17 protein-coding genes are annotated in these 15,668 nt (G+C 72.3%); 9 read left to right on the forward strand and 8 right to left on the reverse strand.

What is annotated here, in order from left to right; genetic code table 11:
* Positions 1–123 precede the first annotated feature (123 nt).
* The 3 genes from ELQ40_RS04310 to ELQ40_RS04320 all read left to right on the forward strand — a co-directional run bounded on the left by ELQ40_RS04310 (position 124) and on the right by ELQ40_RS04320 (position 4,093).
* Complete coding sequence (locus ELQ40_RS04310) at positions 124–2,718, forward strand: ATP-dependent Clp protease ATP-binding subunit (RefSeq protein WP_127792579.1); 2,595 nt, start codon at positions 124–126, stop codon at positions 2,716–2,718.
* A 137-nt stretch (positions 2,719–2,855) separates the two neighbouring features.
* Positions 2,856–3,302: a nitroreductase/quinone reductase family protein gene (locus ELQ40_RS04315; RefSeq protein ID WP_127792580.1), complete on the forward strand. Its 447-nt coding sequence runs from the start codon at positions 2,856–2,858 to the stop codon at positions 3,300–3,302.
* Positions 3,299–4,093, forward strand: coding sequence for an MBL fold metallo-hydrolase (locus tag ELQ40_RS04320; protein WP_127792581.1), 795 nt, complete (start codon positions 3,299–3,301; stop codon positions 4,091–4,093). The genes ELQ40_RS04315 and ELQ40_RS04320 overlap by 4 nt, the downstream gene beginning before the upstream one ends.
* Before the next feature lie 39 nt (positions 4,094–4,132).
* On the opposite strand, the gene ELQ40_RS04325 is transcribed toward ELQ40_RS04320, so the two are convergent.
* A complete protein-coding gene (locus ELQ40_RS04325; protein WP_127792582.1) occupies positions 4,133–4,351 on the reverse strand; it encodes a DUF2188 domain-containing protein in 219 nt (72 codons plus the stop codon).
* Positions 4,352–4,540: 189 nt separating this feature from the next.
* On the opposite strand from ELQ40_RS04325, the gene ELQ40_RS04330 reads away from it, so the two are divergent.
* On the forward strand, positions 4,541–5,377 hold the full coding sequence (locus tag ELQ40_RS04330; protein ID WP_127792583.1) for a CPBP family intramembrane glutamic endopeptidase: 837 nt from the start codon (positions 4,541–4,543) through the stop codon (positions 5,375–5,377).
* Between the two features lie 20 nt (positions 5,378–5,397).
* Here ELQ40_RS04330 and ELQ40_RS04335 read toward each other — a convergent pair whose 3' ends face one another.
* The gene (locus ELQ40_RS04335) at positions 5,398–5,793 is read right to left on the reverse strand and encodes a DUF4440 domain-containing protein (RefSeq protein ID WP_127792584.1); all 396 of its coding nucleotides are present in this window, start codon (positions 5,791–5,793) and stop codon (positions 5,398–5,400) included.
* A gap of 136 nt (positions 5,794–5,929) precedes the next feature.
* Between ELQ40_RS04335 and ELQ40_RS04340 the strand changes: the two genes are divergently transcribed.
* Together ELQ40_RS04340 and ELQ40_RS04345 are read left to right on the forward strand one after the other, a co-directional pair.
* Positions 5,930–6,133 (forward strand): hypothetical protein, encoded by a 204-nt coding sequence (locus tag ELQ40_RS04340; protein ID WP_127792585.1) that lies wholly within the window; start codon positions 5,930–5,932, stop codon positions 6,131–6,133.
* Positions 6,134–6,378: 245 nt separating this feature from the next.
* Positions 6,379–7,026 carry an RNA polymerase sigma factor gene (locus tag ELQ40_RS04345; protein WP_127792586.1) on the forward strand — a complete coding sequence of 216 codons (648 nt, stop codon included), beginning with the start codon at positions 6,379–6,381 and terminating at the stop codon, positions 7,024–7,026.
* Here ELQ40_RS04345 and ELQ40_RS04350 read toward each other — a convergent pair.
* Together ELQ40_RS04350 and ELQ40_RS04355 are read right to left on the reverse strand one after the other, a co-directional pair.
* Positions 6,977–7,381 carry a hypothetical protein gene (locus ELQ40_RS04350; RefSeq protein ID WP_205649425.1) on the reverse strand — a complete coding sequence of 135 codons (405 nt, stop codon included), beginning with the start codon at positions 7,379–7,381 and terminating at the stop codon, positions 6,977–6,979. The two genes, ELQ40_RS04345 and ELQ40_RS04350, sit on opposite strands and share 50 nt — an antisense overlap.
* Positions 7,374–7,922: a TetR/AcrR family transcriptional regulator gene (locus ELQ40_RS04355; RefSeq protein WP_205649426.1), complete on the reverse strand. Its 549-nt coding sequence runs from the start codon at positions 7,920–7,922 to the stop codon at positions 7,374–7,376. The genes ELQ40_RS04350 and ELQ40_RS04355 overlap by 8 nt, the downstream gene beginning before the upstream one ends.
* Before the next feature lie 123 nt (positions 7,923–8,045).
* Between ELQ40_RS04355 and ELQ40_RS04360 the strand changes: the two genes are divergently transcribed.
* Positions 8,046–8,558, forward strand: coding sequence for a DUF1453 domain-containing protein (locus ELQ40_RS04360; RefSeq protein ID WP_127792588.1), 513 nt, complete (start codon positions 8,046–8,048; stop codon positions 8,556–8,558).
* A 10-nt stretch (positions 8,559–8,568) separates the two neighbouring features.
* Here the strand turns inward: ELQ40_RS04360 and ELQ40_RS04365 are convergent, their stop codons facing one another.
* Together ELQ40_RS04365 and ELQ40_RS04370 are read right to left on the reverse strand one after the other, a co-directional pair.
* Entirely contained in the window at positions 8,569–9,066 is a 498-nt protein-coding gene (locus tag ELQ40_RS04365; protein ID WP_127792589.1) for a DUF427 domain-containing protein, read from the reverse strand.
* Between the two features lie 13 nt (positions 9,067–9,079).
* A complete protein-coding gene (locus tag ELQ40_RS04370) occupies positions 9,080–10,387 on the reverse strand; it encodes an endonuclease/exonuclease/phosphatase family protein (RefSeq protein WP_240665933.1) in 1,308 nt (435 codons plus the stop codon).
* A gap of 243 nt (positions 10,388–10,630) precedes the next feature.
* Between ELQ40_RS04370 and ELQ40_RS04375 the strand changes: the two genes are divergently transcribed.
* Positions 10,631–13,228 carry a lamin tail domain-containing protein gene (locus ELQ40_RS04375; RefSeq protein ID WP_127792590.1) on the forward strand — a complete coding sequence of 866 codons (2,598 nt, stop codon included), beginning with the start codon at positions 10,631–10,633 and terminating at the stop codon, positions 13,226–13,228.
* Positions 13,229–13,306: 78 nt separating this feature from the next.
* On the opposite strand, the gene ELQ40_RS04380 is transcribed toward ELQ40_RS04375, so the two are convergent.
* Together ELQ40_RS04380 and ELQ40_RS04385 are read right to left on the reverse strand one after the other, a co-directional pair.
* The gene (locus ELQ40_RS04380; protein WP_127792591.1) at positions 13,307–13,810 is read right to left on the reverse strand and encodes a hypothetical protein; all 504 of its coding nucleotides are present in this window, start codon (positions 13,808–13,810) and stop codon (positions 13,307–13,309) included.
* Between the two features lie 167 nt (positions 13,811–13,977).
* Entirely contained in the window at positions 13,978–14,994 is a 1,017-nt protein-coding gene (locus ELQ40_RS04385) for an NAD(P)/FAD-dependent oxidoreductase (protein ID WP_127792592.1), read from the reverse strand.
* A 79-nt stretch (positions 14,995–15,073) separates the two neighbouring features.
* Here ELQ40_RS04385 and ELQ40_RS04390 point away from each other — a divergent pair, with 79 nt between their 5' ends.
* Complete coding sequence (locus ELQ40_RS04390) at positions 15,074–15,652, forward strand: helix-turn-helix domain-containing protein (RefSeq protein WP_127792593.1); 579 nt, start codon at positions 15,074–15,076, stop codon at positions 15,650–15,652.
* The last annotated feature ends 16 nt before the right edge of the window (positions 15,653–15,668 follow it).

The following is a 15,668-nucleotide window of genomic DNA, read 5'->3' on the forward strand; positions in this document are numbered from 1 at the left end:
CGGATTGAACCCACCCCGTATGCATGAATCAGTCGTCGGCGATGCCGCGGGAGGTGATTGGGAATACACCAGCCACCCCCGCGTTGAACTTGAGCGTACGCCACTCAAGTTCCAGGAGGATTGGTGCCCGAAGACTTCAACCCCGAAGCCGGCGCGAGCTCGTTCGACGAGTTCCTCGCCCGGTATCTCGCGGGTGAGCAGGCCAGGCAGGCTCGGTCGATCGACCTCAGCCGATTCCTGACGCAGCGCACCCAGAGCATCCTGCAGCGCGCCGGCAAGTTCGCGCTCGAACGCGGGCAGACCGAGCTCGACGCCCTGCACATCCTGCGCGTCATCGTCGAGGACGACAGCGTGCAGCAGGCGATCACGCGCATCGGCGCGAGCCCCGAGCGCATCATCACGGCGACCGAGGCGCGCCTGCCGCGCGCGACCGAGACCGCCGACATCAACGCGGCCACCATCACCCCGAGCGCGAGCCGCGCGCTGTTCCACAGCTACCAGGTCGCTCGCTCGTCGGGTGCCACCTACATCGAGCCCGAGCACCTCTTCTTCGCGCTGGTCCTCGGCCAGGACGCCCCCGCCGGGCAGGTGCTGGCTCGCGCCGGCGTCACCGCCGAGGCGCTCACGCAGCAGGTGCGCGAGACCATCCACGCAGGCGACGGCGTCGACGACGCGACCGACGCGATGGGCGACACCGGCGGAGGGGCATCCGCGACGCCCATGCTCGACAAGTTCGGCATGGACCTCACCGAGCGCGCCGAGAACGGCGAGCTCGACCCCGTGATCGGCCGCGTCGACGAGATCGAGCAGACGATCGAGATCTTGAGCCGCCGCACGAAGAACAATCCCGTGCTGATCGGCGAGGCCGGCGTCGGCAAGACCGCGATCGTCGAGGGCCTGGCCCGCGCGATCGTGGAGGAGAGCGTGCCCGAGGCGCTGCTCGGCAAGCGCGTGATCTCGCTCGACCTGCCCGGCATGCTCGCCGGCACCCGCTACCGCGGTGACTTCGAGGAGCGCCTCACCAAGACCATGGAGGAGATCGCCGCGAACAAGGGCGAGCTCATCGTCTTCATCGACGAGATCCACACGGTCGTCGGCGCGGGCGGCTCGGGCGACGGCGGCACGGATGCCGGAAACATCCTGAAGCCCCGCCTCGCGCGCGGCGACCTGCACCTCGTCGGCGCGACCACGCTGAAGGAGTACCGAACCATCGAGAAGGACCCGGCGCTCGAGCGCCGCTTCCAGCCGGTGCGTGTCGGCGAGCCGTCGATCGAGGACGCCGTGCTGATCCTGCAGGGCCTCAAGCCCGCGTACGAGCAGCACCACGGCGTCGAGTACACGGATGCCGCGATCCGCGCCGCCGTCGAGCTCAGCGACCGCTACCTCAGCGACCGCGTGCTGCCCGACAAGGCGATCGACCTCATCGACCAGGCCGGAGCACGCCTGCGCCTCAAGCTGGGCGTGAAGGTCGATGTGAGCGAGCTGATCGAGCGTCTCGCGACCCTCGAGGCCGACAAGAACGCCGCCGTCACCGCCGAGCACTACGAGGAGGCGTCGCGCATCCGCGACGAGATCCAGAAGGTGCAGGACCGGCTCGATGAGGCATCCGCCACGGGCCGCGCCGCGGCATCCGTCGACGCGAACGCCACCGTCATCGACGAGGCGCAGATCGCCGCGGTGATCTCGCGGGCCACCGGCATCCCGGTGAACCGGCTCACCGAGTCCGAGCGCGAGCGCCTCGCGGACCTCGAGGGCGAGCTGCACGCGCGCGTCATCGGCCAGGACGACGCGGTCACCGCGGTCGCCAAGGCCGTGCGCCGCAACCGCACCGGCATGGGCGATGCGAAGCGCCCGGTGGGCAGCTTCCTGTTCCTCGGACCGACGGGCGTGGGCAAAACCGAACTCGCCCGCGCGCTCGCCGACCGGCTGTTCGACGACGAGGGCGCGATCGTGCGCTTCGACATGAGCGAGTTCGGTGAGCGCCACACGGTGAGCAGGTTGGTCGGCGCCCCTCCCGGGTACGTCGGCTATGACGAGGCCGGCCAGCTGACCGAGCGCGTCCGCCGCAATCCGTACTCGATCGTGCTGTTCGACGAGATCGAGAAGGCGCACCCCGACGTGTTCAACCTGCTGCTGCAGGTGCTCGACGACGGTCGCCTCACCGATGGGCAGGGTCGCACGGTCGACTTCCGCAACACCGTCGTGATCATGACGAGCAACCTCGGTTCGGAGTTCCTCGCGAGCCGGTCGGGTGCGCTCGGCTTCGTCGCATCGACGGATGCCTCGGCCAACGGCTTCTCGTCGCAGGACGACGTGCGCCAGCGCGTCATGGGCAGGTTGCGTGAGGCGATGCGGCCCGAGTTCCTCAACCGCATCGACGAGATCGTGCTGTTCACGAAGCTCACCCAGCCCGAGATCGCGCGGATCGTGCGCCTCATGCTCGGCGCGACCGAGCAGCGGCTCGCCGCGCGCGAGGTCGCCATCGAGATGACGGATGCCGCGGTCGCATGGATCGCCGAGCACGGCTACGAGCCCGAGTACGGCGCTCGCCCGCTGCGCCGGCTCATCCAGCGCGAGGTCGACGACCGCATCGCCGACCTGTTCGTGAGCGGTGCGCTCGGCGACGGCGAGGCCGTGCGGGTCGACGCGGTCGACGGTGCGCTCGTCGTGGCATCCGTGCCGCGCGCGACGGTCGCCGACCTGCCGGTCGCGGCGTAACCCGTATCGGCAGCCCGGGAGTGTCGCATCCGGCGCGACGCTCCCTCGATACTCGGAGAAGGCCCGGTCCCTCGAACGAGGGCCGGGCCTTCGTCCGCGCTGCTGCGTCCTGGAGCCGGCGCGCGTAGCCTCGGGGGATGGGGGCGGACGGCGCAGTCGCGGGCGATCGCACGCTCGCGTTCCTCGCGGGCCTGCACCGGCTCGTCATCCGCGCGACCGGGGGCCGGCTCGGTTGGCGACTCGGCCGGCTCGAGGTCGTCGAACTGCACACGCGAGGCCGACGCAGCGGGCAGCGGCGGTCCGCCATGCTGACCACCCCGATCGCCGATGGCGACCGCATCGTGCTCGTCGCGTCGAAGGGCGGAGCCGACCGGCATCCGGCCTGGTATCTCAACCTCGTCGCCGACCCGGACGTCGAGGTGACGACCAGCGCCGGGCATCGCCGGATGGTCGCGCGCACGGCCGACCCCGATGAGCGAGCGGCGCTCTGGCCGCGCATCGTCCGCCGCTACAGCGGGTACCGGCGGTACCAGGAGCGCACGGCGCGCGTCATCCCGGTCGTGATCTGCGAACCCGCGACATGAGCGGCGCACAGCGCCGCACTGGTCGCCGACCCGCCGAACTGCGCGTCAGCGCGATCGGCGACCGCATCCACTTCGCCCGCACCGAGCACGTGAACTGGGTGATCTACGCGGGCCCCGACGGCGTCACGCTCGTCGACTCCGGCTACGCCGGCCAGCGCCGGCTGCTCGAGGCATCCCTCGATACGGTCGGCGTGGGCCCTGCGGATGTCGCCGCCGTGCTCGTCACCCACGGCCACGCCGACCACCTCGGCGGTGCCGCGTGGCTCGCGACCGAGTTCGGCACGCCCGTGCACGCGCATCCGCTCGAGCTCCCGAACGTGCGACGCGACGTCCTGGAGCAGGCCGGCACCGGCAGCGTGCTGCGCAACGCGTGGCGGCCCGGCGTCGCGGCGTGGGCGTTCGCGATCGTGCCGCTGCTCGACGGCCGCGCGACCCTCGGGGTGCCGAGCGTCACCGCGCCTCCCATGCGCGACGACCGGCTCGACGTGCCCGGGCGCCCGCGCATGCGCCTGATCGACGGGCACACGAGCGGCCACGCCGTGTTCGAGTTCGACGGCGACGGCGTCCTCGCCGTCGGCGACGCACTGGTCACCCGGCACCGCACCTCGCCGCTGCTCGGGCCCCACCTGCTGCCGTCGTTGTTCCACCACGACGCCGAGCGCGCCCGGACGACCGTGGGCGCCATCGGATCATCTACGGCGCGGGTCGTGCTGCCCGGCCACGGCGAAGCGTGGATCGGCCCGGCCGATGCGGCCGCCGAGGCGGCGCTCAGCGCCGGAGCGCCGTGGTGACGGGACGCGTCGAACCTCCGCGCGTCGGCGCGCCGTGCGTCAGGCCGGGTCGCCCGTCGGCGCCTCCTCGTCGGTGATCACGCCGGTCGGTTCGCTCTCGACGACGGTGTGCACGGTGCCGTGCTCCTCCGCGGCGAGCCGCCCCGCGTCGATCGCCTCGTCGCGGCTCGCGTAGCTCTGCGAACGCTCCGGATGCCCCTCCACCCGGTTCTCCCACTGCCCGCGGTTCGACCGCGTCTCGATGTCGCCCTCAGCCATGATCGCCTCCCTGATCGTCGTTTCGTGTGCCATACGGTCGCGTGTGCCATCGCGCTGGTCGCCACCGTACGCCCGCAGTACCGTGCCGCCAGCGGGTTGACGGCGGCAGGTCGGGGAGGGACATGCGGATCTCGCATGCCAGAATCCTGACTCGGAGCGGCATCGAAACGCTCGCGATCAGGAGGACGAATGACGACCGAACACCCGACCGACACCCGTGCGACCGATCGGGTGCCGCGGGTCTTCTGGGTGGGGCTCGTCGCGATCGTCGTGTACGTGCTGGTCGCGGCCGGCCTCGGCAACCTGATGGACCTCATCGTGCCGACGGACTCGGTCGAGCTCGAGTTCGCCCTCTCGCACCTCGTGCCCCTCCCCATCGCGATCGCGGCGGGCCTCTGGTTCGCCCGTTGGTCGGGGTGGTCGCACGACATCTGGGTGCAGGAGCCGACACTCGCGCGTCCGCCGCGACGGTGGTGGATGCTCGCGATCCCGGCGCTGCTGCTCGTGTCGCCCGTGGTCGGGCTCGTGCAGACGCCCTGGGCCGATCGATCGGCGTCGCTGGTGCTCGTGGTGGCGGTCGGATGCCTCCTCGTCGGGCTCGGCGAGGAGTTCTTCTACCGCGGCATCCTGCGGGTCTCGCTGCGCGCTCGGCACGGTGAACTGGTCACCCTGCTCGCGACCTCGCTGCTGTTCGGCCTGAGCCACTCGTTGGGCTCGCTGCTGAACGGTGCCCCGGTCGGCATGATCCTGTTCCAGGTCGCCGTCACCTCGATGGACGGCGCGCTCTACTACGCCGTGTTCCGCGTGACCGGTCGGCTCTGGGTGCCCATCGTGCTGCACGCCCTCACGGACTTCTCGCTCTACGTGCAGTCCGGCGGCGGTGCGGCCGCAGGCGGTCACGCCGACATCGATGTCGACCCGTCCGTCGTTCCGGTCCAGGTCGTGCTCGTCGCGCTTTCGATCGCAGTCGTGGTCAGCGCGGCGCTCGAAGATCGCCGGCGCCGGCGCGCATCCCCCGCCCGCTGAGGCCCGACCGTCGCCGTCGTTCAGCTCGTCGTGTCGGCGTGGCGGTGCACGACCCGCCACTCGCCGTCTTCACGGCGGTACACCTGGGTGGCGCGCAGCGTGACGGTGCGCGGCTTGCCGTCGATCGACGTGGTGAACCGCTCGTAGCCGACGGTGTAGGCCATATCGCCCTGGATGTCGTACGAGATCAGCTCGAGCTGGAACGCCTCGCACTCGGAGAAGCTGGTCGCGAGCACGTCGAAAGCCTCGACGACGGCCTCGCGCCCGACGCCGTTGCGCCACGCGCCGAGCACGCTGACGGGCTCGCTCTTCGACCAGAGCCCGCGCCGCGGGAACGCATTGCCGCCGAGCATCGCGCGCTCCGCCTCCGAGTACTCGGTCTCCAACCAGGCCAGGAAGTCGTCGCGGTCGCTCATCCCATCAGGATGCTCCCGCCGTGGCGCCCAGCGCAACGGACGCGCCCGACGGAGCACCCGAAGTCAGGGCTCGTCCGGACGACTCGCGTCATGATCCGGGCGATCGTGGGTCTCATCGGTGAAGGGAGGTGCCGCGATGGCAACGCATCTGGAGTACGTGAACGGGCCGCTCGGCGAGCTCTCGGTCCTGCCGTGCGGCTGCGCGCGCGGTCGCGACCACGCCCGGCCGACCTCGTTCCTCGGCGCCGACGCGCCGCACACGCATCGATCGGTCGCACCGCGCCGTGTGACGGCACGGCGCATCCTGCCGACCCGGACTCGCGGGCGGCACGCCGCCTGAGCCCCGCCCGCTCCGCCGCTTTGAGCTCCGACGAGCTCCGCCGCTCGAGCCCATCCGCTCCGCCGCCGGCCCGCGAGCGCTCGATCCCCCCAGTGCATCGAGCGTTCGCGTGGGCCGGCGGCCGGCCACGGTCGTACTGACACGGGCCCTCCGAGAAGTGAGACGCAGGGATCACGGAAATGTGACACATGTTTCCGGTACTCTCGCGAACGGCGGCCCCCGCCCCGAGACCCGATCGGAGTGACGTGCCCGAGACGAACCCCGAGACGACGAACCCCGAGACGACGAACCCCGAGACGACGAACCCCGAGACGACGAATACCGAGACGACCGACACCGTGCCGGCAGCCGACTCCGCCGGCGCTGCCGGTCGCGTGCTGCGCGCCATGCTCGTGGAGCAGCCCGACCGCCTTCGCCGCCGTGCCGTGAGCCTCGGGCTGCGCCATGAGGACGCCGAGGACGCCGCGCAGTCGGTCGCCGCCGCGGCGCTCGAGCACGTCGGCGCCGTGCGGATCCCCGAGGAGCCGGCGATCTGCGCCTGGGTCGACACGATCGCCCGTCGCGTCGTCGCCGACGAGCATCGGCGTCGTGAGCGCGAACGCGCCGCCGTCGGCGCCCTGGCCCATGATGCCGAGACGGCGCCGGACGAGACCGAAGGCCTGGACGTGCGCTCCGCGGAGGCGCAGTGGGAGCAGCGGGAGCGGGTGCTCGCGACGGCGAGGGCGATCCAGCGGCTCGCCCCGCAGCTTCGCGAGGTCGTGGACCTCCGCTACGGCGACGAGTTGCCGACCCGTGACATCGCCGAGCGCCTCGGCATCAGCGACGCGGCCGTGCGCCAGCGGCTCACCCGTGCCCGTGCTGCCCTCGTCGATGCGGTCGCGCCGCTCGACTGACGTGCACTCCACGCAATCCGTTGCCGCCGGATCGAACACTGCCGAAGTGATACCCGAGCACCGCGGCCATCGTCACGGCTCCGATGGCGGCCGCCACCCGTTGCCCCGGGCCGCGCAGGCCGCGCCGCAGCAGCACGGCGCCGACGGCGGCGTTGATGGCACTCCAGGCGATGTTCGCGACCGGGCCGGATTCGCCGACGCCGGGCGGGTCGGCGAACGGGGTCGGGAACGGCGCGCCCTGGACCCCGGCGATGCCGTGCGGCACCGCGTTCACGAGCAGCGCGGCGCCGGCCGCAGCGCGGGCGATCGCGGCGAAGCCCGACCTGCTTCCGCGCTCGGCGCCCGGGTCAGCCACGGCGACTCACGAGGGGCAGGAACACCTCGTCGACGATGGCGACGAGGGCGCCGTCCTCGAGGGGGCCGAGCGTGAGCAGCACGTGCATGCGGAACAGGTCGAACGGCACGGCGGCGACCGTGGGCGTGAGCACGCCCGGTTCGATCTCGCCGCGCTCGATCGCGTGGTCGAGGACGCGCGACATCGCGCCGGGACCGGTGCCGAGATACCGTTCGCGGATGGTCGCGGGGGTCAACCGACCTTCATAGAGCCCGCCGAACTGGGCGCTCAGGAGTGCGAGGTATCGCTCTGGGCGCTGGTTGGCCTCGCGCAGGAGCGCGAGCAGGTCGGTTCGGAGTGCCCCGGTGTCGGGAACGGCGAGACGGTCACGCGAGCCGCGCCATTCGATCACGGCCTCGACCAGATGCTCGCGGGTCGGCCAACGACGGTAGAGGACGGGCTTGCTCGTGCCGGCGCGCCGCGCGATCGCATCGTACGTGAAGCCCGCGTATCCGCCCTCGGCGAGTTGGTCCCAGCCGGCTGCGAGGACCGCGTCCTCCAATGCGGCACCGCGTCGTCGGGTTGCCGTTGGGGTATCCGATTCAAGATCCACTTGCGTATCTTATCAAGGCGATCGTAGAGTATTAGATACGAAATTGTTTCTAATATCTCCCGGAGCATCCGCATGGAACCCCTGCAATACCTCGTCCTCCTCGGCATGGTCGGCTACGCGATCTTCCGTCAGACCCGCGTCGCGCGGGTCGGCGACGGCAACCGCTTCAAGCTCGCGATCGTGTACGGTGCCGTTGGGATCGCAAGTCTCGTGGTCACCGGCTGGCGGCCGCCGGAAGGCGTCGGGTGGCTCTTCCTCGCTGTCGGCATCCTGCTGAGCGTCGTCGTCGGCGTGGTCCGGGGCATCCTCACTCGCGTCTGGGTCGCTGAAGACGGCAGCCGTCTGCGTCAGGGCACCTGGCTGACGGTCGCGCTGTTCGTCGCCGTGATCGTCGTCAAGATCGCGCTCGGCGTCACGGCCGGCCTGCTGGGCGTCGCCGACGGGTCGAGCTTCGCCGAGATCCTCGTCATCGTCGCGATCATGGTCGCCGTGCAGGCGGAGATCGTGCACCGGCGCGCACTCGCCCTGCCGGACGGTGCCGGTTCGGCAGTCGCCGACGGCATCCGACCCGCAGTCTCGCCCTGACCGACGCGCGCTACCAGCCCATGGAGCCCGGGCCGCCCTTGAACGGGCCCGCGACCTCCGACGTGATCCAGCCGCCGTAGTAGCGCCCAGGCTGCGGCACCACGAGCTCGCCGTCGACCGTGCACCGATCCATCCGGTCCGCGTACACCGCGACCCGGCCGACGAGTGATTCGAATCCCGGCATCGGCGATGGGTAGTCCCACCCGGCCCGCTCCGCGAGCACGCCGCCGCCCGCGAGGTCGAAGTACCGGGCCGCTCCCTTGAACTCGCAGAACGAGGATCCGCCCGCGCGCTGCACCGAGCCCGGCACGAACTCCTCGACGGGCAGGTAGTAGACGGGCGGATGACTCGTCTCGAGCACACGGACCACGTCGCGCGTGTCGACGATCCGCACGCCGCCGAGTTCGATCGTGACGCGCCGGTCGACGGACTCGACGCGGGGCGGGCGCGGATAGTCCCAGACGGATTCCTGACCCGGCCGCGTCGGCGAGGGGGTCGGTCGCATGATCGGTCGCCGCCGGTCAGCTGATCCAGCCGGTCCAGCCCGGCACGCGCAGGTCGGCCCAGACGAGCCGGTGGTCGCTCGACGGGAAGGGGAAGACGCCCGTCAGCGTCGACAGCGGGTCCGACTGCACCGGCCAGAACACCCCGGCGTCCTGCACGCGCAGGAAGTACCGCGAGGGCAGCACGTAGTCGGCCCGCAGGTTGCCCGGTGCGCCGTCGGCGAAGTCGGCGGTGTCGTACGCGGGGTCGCCCGCGTGGGTCGCGTTGGCGCCGCCCTGCAGCACCGCGGCCTCGACCGCCCCCTCCGAAGTGGGCAGCGGATCGGTGATGCGCCGGTTGTCGAGCAGCTGGAGGATCGCGTCGTCGGCCGAGTCGCCGTCGAGCGGGTCGGCGTTCTGGTCGCCCAGGATCACGAACGGCTCGGCCAGGCCCAGCCCGCCCCTGCGACCCGCGTCGTCGACGATGTACCGACCCTTGAGCGGGGTCACGTAGTCGGCCCAGAAGCGGATCTCGTCGTGATTGCGCAGCCCGTTGCGGTCCTCCGGGCCGTCGAACGTCGGCGGCGTCGGGTGCGACGCGAGCACGTGCACGGTCGACCGGCCGACACGCACCGGGACGTCCCAGTGGGACTTGCTCGACAGGCGCATGACCGCGAGCTCCTCGGGGGAGTACCAGTCGGCCGCCTCCGGGGTGTTCGGATCGTCGGGCAGCAGCGCGCCGGGCATGTCCTTCCACAGGAAGTGCTGGAACGTGCGCACCTCGTCGGTCAGGATCGGGAACTTCGACAGCACCGCCATCCCGTACTGGCCCTCGAAGAGGCCGAAACCGAACGCGTCGTCGCCCCCCGCGACGACGCCGTCGTTGTTGAGGTCGAACCCGCTCGGCACCCCCGTGTTCGACGGCGCCACGAAGGCGTACGGATACTCGACCGGGTCGGCGCCGTTCTGCGAGACCTCGAGGTAGTTGGTGCGGAACAGGTCGGCGGCCACGCCGTCGGCGACGTAGTCGAACTCGTTGAGCAGCACGATGTCGGGGTCCGCCCGCTGGATGATCTCGGCGACCGTCCTCGCCTGCGGGTCGTCGCCGTTCGACAGGTCGGCCTCGAGTTCGCCCGCGACCGAGCGGTTCAGCGACAGGTTGAACGTCGCCACCCGCAGGTCGGTGCCGCCTCGCTTCAGCAGTTCGTGCAACCGATCACCGGATGCCTCGGCGCCGGTCGAGGCGGGGGCTGCGATCGCTGCGGGCACCGCGCCGACGGCGAGGGCTGCCGCGACGCCGATGCCGACGGCGGAGAGCATGACGGTCGTTCGGCGTCTCGCGGGCATGGCGTGCTCCTTCGCAGCGGATGAGATCGGTACCCCCAAACTAGGCACATCCCGTGTCCGGGGGAAGAACGAAGGACGGACGGCATCGGAACGGGCCGGCCGTTGGCCGGGGGTCGAGTCGGTCGAGACCCCGCGTCGCCACCCGTGCGACACCGTCCGTTCACCGAGACGCCGATTGCGAGTCATCGTCGAGCGATCAAGTGGCAGGAGCCCTCATCCCCCGCCCCCGACAGGAGCACCTGCATGCCCGTCCCCACCCCCACGCGTCGCGCCGCCGCGATGCTCGCGGCCGCCGCCGTCGCGGCATCCGGTCTCGCGATCTCGGCGAGCGCGCCGGCCCTCGCGGCCGACGCCGGCGTCGTCGTGAACGAGATCTGGTACGACGGCGTCCCCGCCGACGCGATCGAGCTGTACAACACCTCCGCCGAGCCGGTCGACGTCTCGGGCTGGAAGGTCCAGGACGACAAGCTGACCGAGACGGGCGTGATCCCCGCGGGCACGACGATCGGCCCGGGCGGATTCCTCGTGCTCGCGAAGGATGCGACGCCCGGCTTCCCATTCGGTCTCGGCAAGGGCGACGCCGTCACCCTGCTCGACGCCGCAGACGTCGTCGTCGACTCGTATGCGTACGAGGCCACCGCGCCGCTCGCCGACTGGTCGCGCTGTGCCGACGGCGGCGAGTGGGCCCACGCGACCGCGGTCACGCTCGGCGCGCCCAACACCTGCGACCCGGTCGAGGAGCCTGCGGTGCCCGCGGCCGCCGTCCTGAACGAGATCGACTCCGGCCCGGCCGACTGGGTCGAGCTGATCAACCCCGGCGCGACGGCGTTCGACCTCTCGGGCTTCGAACTGCGCGACAACAGCGACGACCACCGGTGGTTCTTCGCGGAAGGCGCCACGATCGACGCCGGCGAGCGGCTCGTGGTCGAAGCCGACACGGTCGGCACCGACGCCGACGGCGCCCCGTTGGCGTTCGGCGATCCGATCGGCATCGGCGGCGCCGACGCGATCCGCCTGTTCGACCCGACGGGCACGCTGCTCGACGACTACTCATGGTCGGCGCATCCGGCCATCGACGGCGACGAGGCCTCGGCGAGCTGGGCCCGTTGCCCCGACGCGACCGGGTCGTGGGGCCTGGCCCACGTCACGAAGGGCGCTGCGAACGACTGCGTCCCGCCGGCCGTCGCGATCAACGAGGTCGAGTCCAATGGCGACGCGACCGACTGGGTCGAGGTCGTGAACACCGGCGCCGCCCCCGTCGACCTGTCGGGCTGGACGCTGATGGACGGCGACCCGGTCGGCCACGCGGCCGACGTGACGCCGCTGCCCGTGGGCACGTCGCTCGCGCCCGGTGCGTTCTTCGTGTTCGACCAGAACGCGCACTTCGGCTTCGGGCTCGGCACCGACGACCGTGCGACCGTGCGCGACGCGGCCGGCACGACCGTCGCCGAGTACGCCTGGGGTCCGCACGCCGCGGTGACCTACGCCCGCTGCCCCGACGGCACCGGCGAGTTCGCCGACTCGACGGCATCGACCAAGGGTGCGCCCAACGCGTGCGACGGCGGACCCGGCGGGCCCGGCGAGCCCGGCGACCCGGCCGCACAGCCGTGGCCCGGCTCGCCCGACGTCACCGTGGTCGACGACGCGGCGATGTTCCTCGAGGACTCGTCCGGCCTCGACGTGCAGGCGACCGCCGAGGGCACGTTCCTCTGGGCGGTCGACAACGGCACCGGAACCTTCTGGAAGCTCGCGGTCGACGCCGCGGGCGGCGCGACCTTCGCAGACGGCTGGGAGACGGGCAAGCGGGCCCGCTTCCAGCGCGACGCCGACGACCCGGGTGCCGCCGGCCCCGACGCCGAGGGCATCACGGTCGACGGCGACGGCGGGGTCTACCTGGCGAGCGAGCGCGACAACTCCGACAAGGGCGTGAACCAGAACGTCGTGCTCGCCGTCGACGCGGATGCCCCCGGCCCCGACGTCGTCGCCGACCAGGAGTGGGACCTCACCGCGTCGCTGCCGGCCGTCGCCGCCAACACGGGCATCGAGGCCGTGGAGTGGGTGGCGGACACCGTGCTCGAGGGCCTGCTCCTCGACGCGAACACCGGCGCCGCGTACGACCCGGCCGACTACCCCGGCCACGGCGACGGGCTCTTCTTCGTCGCGGTCGAGGACAACGGTCACGTGTACGCCTTCGCCCTCGGTGCCGACGGCTCCATCGCGAAGGTCGCCGAGATCGACCCCGGCCTCGGCGGGGTCATGGCGCTCGACTACGACATCGTGCTCGACCGCCTGTGGGCGGTCTGCGACGACGGCTGCGAGGGCGAGTCGGTGCAGATCGCGTTCACCGGCGCCGAGCCCGAGATCACCCGGTTCGCGCGGCCGGCCGGCATGCCGAACCTCAACAACGAGGGCTTCGCGACCGTGCCGACGTCGCTGAGCTCGGTGGAGGGCGCCGTTGCACTGCGCGCCGAGGCGGCGACCGCGGCAGCCGCATCGGACGCTCGTGTCGCCGTCGCCGAGGCGGCGCCGGCCCGCGCGGCCTTCTGGTTCGCCGACGGCGTGCAGCCCGGCGCCCTGCGTCTCGGCACGGTTCCCGGCGCAGCGATCGTCGAGCCCGCGCCCCCGGGCGACGGCGGCACGGCGGTCGGTCCCGGCGGTGGCACGACCGGGCAGACGCCCGCGGTCGCGGGTCGCGCGGGCCTCGCGTCGACCGGTGTCGACGACGGGCTCCTGGCCCTGATCCCGGTCGCGCTGTTCGGCCTTGCCGCGGGCGCCGCGCTGCTCGTGATCGCGCGCCGGCGGCGCACCGCCCGCGTCGGCGGCGCGGACCCGCGCGGCTGACCTGCCGACCACACCACGAGCGGATGCCCCGGGCGCGAGCCCGGGGCATCCGCTCGTCGTCGCTCAGAACAGCGCGGCTCAGAACAGCGCGATGAGTCCCTGCAGCAGACCGGTCAGGATGCCGAACACCGCGGCCGCGCCGAGCGCGGTGCCGGCGCCGGCGAGCGCCCGGGCGGGCTCGCGACGGACGAGGGAGATGACGCCGGTGGCGAGCGCGACGAGTCCGAGCAGGCCGATCAGGGTGTTGCTGACCCACTGCACCGTGGTGAACAGCGTGTAGCTGTACTCGCCCTGCAGCAGCACCGGGTAGGAGAGCACGACGAGCGAGCCGACCAGCGTTGAGATGGCGCCGGCGATCACCGCGGTCAGCGCGAGCGGCGAGCGCTGCGGGGTCGGTCGCGGGGTGGCCGGCGGGCCGTATCCGACGGGAGCGCCGGGGTAGCCGGGCTGGGTCGGGTAGCCGGGTTGCGCCGGGTAGCCGGGCTGGGTCGGATATGCGGGCGGCGTCGAGTACCCGGGAGGCGGCTGCACCGGATTCGCGGGCGGCGTCGGCTGGCCGGAGCCCGGGGGAGGAGTCGTCATGGCGACATCCTCGCGGAGCGCGGTTCGGACTGTCCATCGCGCGGGGGTGAACACTGCACGCCGCGGTGCTCGGAAGGTCCGCGCGGATGGTGCTCCGCGCCGTCGGGGTCGACGGGTCGCTGGTGGACGAGCGGGCACCGGAGCCCGAGGCGGTCGGGCGGGTCTGATCAGGCCGCGGGCGCCGCCGTCGCAGCGGCGGCCACCGCGGCTTCGATCTCCTCCTCGACGAGGTCGGCGTTGATCGCGGCCCCCGCGAAGTTGCCCCCGGCCATCGCGAACGGCACCGACGACCGAGGGTCGGTCACGTTGCCGGCCGCGAAGAGGCCGGGCACGCTCGTGCGCCCCATCTGGTCGAGCACGACCCACTCGGCACCCTGCCGCTCCTCGAACGCGGCGTCGAGCGCACGCAGCACGGTGTCGTTCGGGCGGGGTGCCGGCGCGGCGAACACGACGTCGACCTCGCGGACGTCGCCGTCCTCGAACCGGATGCCCCGGAGCCGGCCGTCGTCGTCGGCGACGACCTCGCGCACCTCGCGCTGCTCGACGGCGATGCCGCGGGCGAGGAGCGCGGCGCGCGAGGCATCCGACAGTTCGGTGCCGCTCACGAGGTAGACCACGTCATCGCTGAGCTGGCGCATCAGCTGCGCCTGGTGCGTGCTCATCGGCCCGCCCGCGAGCACGGCCACCCGCCGGCCGCGATGCTCCCAGCCGTCGCAGTACGGACACACCACGACGCCGGTGCCCCACTGCGCCGCGAGGCCGGGGATGTCGGGCAGCTCGTCGCGCAGGCCGCTCGCCACCAGCAGGCGGCGCGCGAGGTGCCGGGTTCCGTCGGCGAGCTCGACCGCGAACCGTGGCGCGCCGGACGACCCGCCGCCCGAGGGATCCGTTCGGGACGCGGCATCCGTTCGCGTGGCGGTGACGACGGCGGAGGCGACGACGGCGGATGCCTCGACGGCGACGTGCTCGTAGCGTCCGAGCTCGCGTCGCCCCTCGGCGAGCAGGTCGAGCGGCGAGGTGTGGTCGCGGCCGAGCACGCCGTGCATGTGCCCGGCGACCGCGTTGCGTGGGCGGCCCTCGTCGATGACGAGCGTGCGGCGGAGCGACCGCCCGAGCATGAGGGCGGCGCTGAGTCCGGCGCTGCCGCCGCCGACGATGATGACGTCCCAGGTTGAGGTCTGCATGCAGACGATCCTGCGGCCCGCCCAGCTGTTCGGCAAACGTGTTTGCTAGAGTGGCAAGTCGAACACGGGGAGGCACGGGATGTCGGACGACGTCGACGGCGTGATCGACGGCGTCGCACCGCGCCTGCGCGCGCTGCGCCAGCGGCGCGGACTGACGCTCGCCGAACTCTCGGAGCAGACGGGCATCTCGGTGAGCACGCTGTCGCGGCTCGAATCGGGTGGCCGCAAGCCGACCCTCGACCTGCTCATCCGCATCGCCGGCGTCTACCGGGCGACCCTCGACGACCTCGTCGGCGCACCCGAGCTCGCCGACCCCCGGGTGCGGCCGCGCACGTTCTACCGGAACGGCCGCGCGATCATCCCGCTCACGCGCGAGAACCCCGACGTGCACGCCTACAAGATGGTGCTGCCCCCGCATCCGGCGGACGCGCCCGTCGAGCAGCGGCGGCACGAGGGCTACGACTGGATCTACGTGCTCTCGGGTCGCGTGCGCCTCGCGCTGGGCGACGACGAGATCGTGCTCGAGCCGGGCGAGGCCGCGGAGTTCGACACGCGCCTGCCGCACGGCACGGCGAACGCGTCGAGCACCGAGCCCGCCGAGATCCTCAACCTGCTGAGTACCCAGGGCGAGCGGGTGCACCTGCGCGACGTGGAGTGAGCGGCGCGCGAGAGTC

The organism is Agromyces sp. LHK192 (genome assembly GCF_004006235.1).
Lineage (GTDB): Bacteria > Actinomycetota > Actinomycetes > Actinomycetales > Microbacteriaceae > Agromyces.

Excerpts from the sequence above, each read along its gene's own strand:
- ELQ40_RS04335 (WP_127792584.1), bottom strand. The coding sequence starts at position 5,793 with ATGAGCGACCGCGACGACTTCCTGGCCTGGTTGGAGACCGAGTACTCG.
- ELQ40_RS04385 (WP_127792592.1), bottom strand. The coding sequence starts at position 14,994 with ATGCAGACCTCAACCTGGGACGTCATCATCGTCGGCGGCGGCAGCGCC.
- ELQ40_RS04325 (WP_127792582.1), bottom strand. The coding sequence starts at position 4,351 with ATGGCTGAGGGCGACATCGAGACGCGGTCGAACCGCGGGCAGTGGGAG.
- ELQ40_RS04380 (WP_127792591.1), bottom strand. The coding sequence starts at position 13,810 with ATGACGACTCCTCCCCCGGGCTCCGGCCAGCCGACGCCGCCCGCGAAT.
- ELQ40_RS04320 (WP_127792581.1), top strand. The coding sequence starts at position 3,299 with ATGAGCGGCGCACAGCGCCGCACTGGTCGCCGACCCGCCGAACTGCGC.
- ELQ40_RS04375 (WP_127792590.1), top strand. The coding sequence starts at position 10,631 with ATGCCCGTCCCCACCCCCACGCGTCGCGCCGCCGCGATGCTCGCGGCC.
- ELQ40_RS04370 (WP_240665933.1), bottom strand. The coding sequence starts at position 10,387 with ATGCCCGCGAGACGCCGAACGACCGTCATGCTCTCCGCCGTCGGCATC.
- ELQ40_RS04340 (WP_127792585.1), top strand. The coding sequence starts at position 5,930 with ATGGCAACGCATCTGGAGTACGTGAACGGGCCGCTCGGCGAGCTCTCG.
- ELQ40_RS04315 (WP_127792580.1), top strand. The coding sequence starts at position 2,856 with ATGGGGGCGGACGGCGCAGTCGCGGGCGATCGCACGCTCGCGTTCCTC.
- ELQ40_RS04360 (WP_127792588.1), top strand. The coding sequence starts at position 8,046 with ATGGAACCCCTGCAATACCTCGTCCTCCTCGGCATGGTCGGCTACGCG.
- ELQ40_RS04330 (WP_127792583.1), top strand. The coding sequence starts at position 4,541 with ATGACGACCGAACACCCGACCGACACCCGTGCGACCGATCGGGTGCCG.
- ELQ40_RS04390 (WP_127792593.1), top strand. The coding sequence starts at position 15,074 with ATGTCGGACGACGTCGACGGCGTGATCGACGGCGTCGCACCGCGCCTG.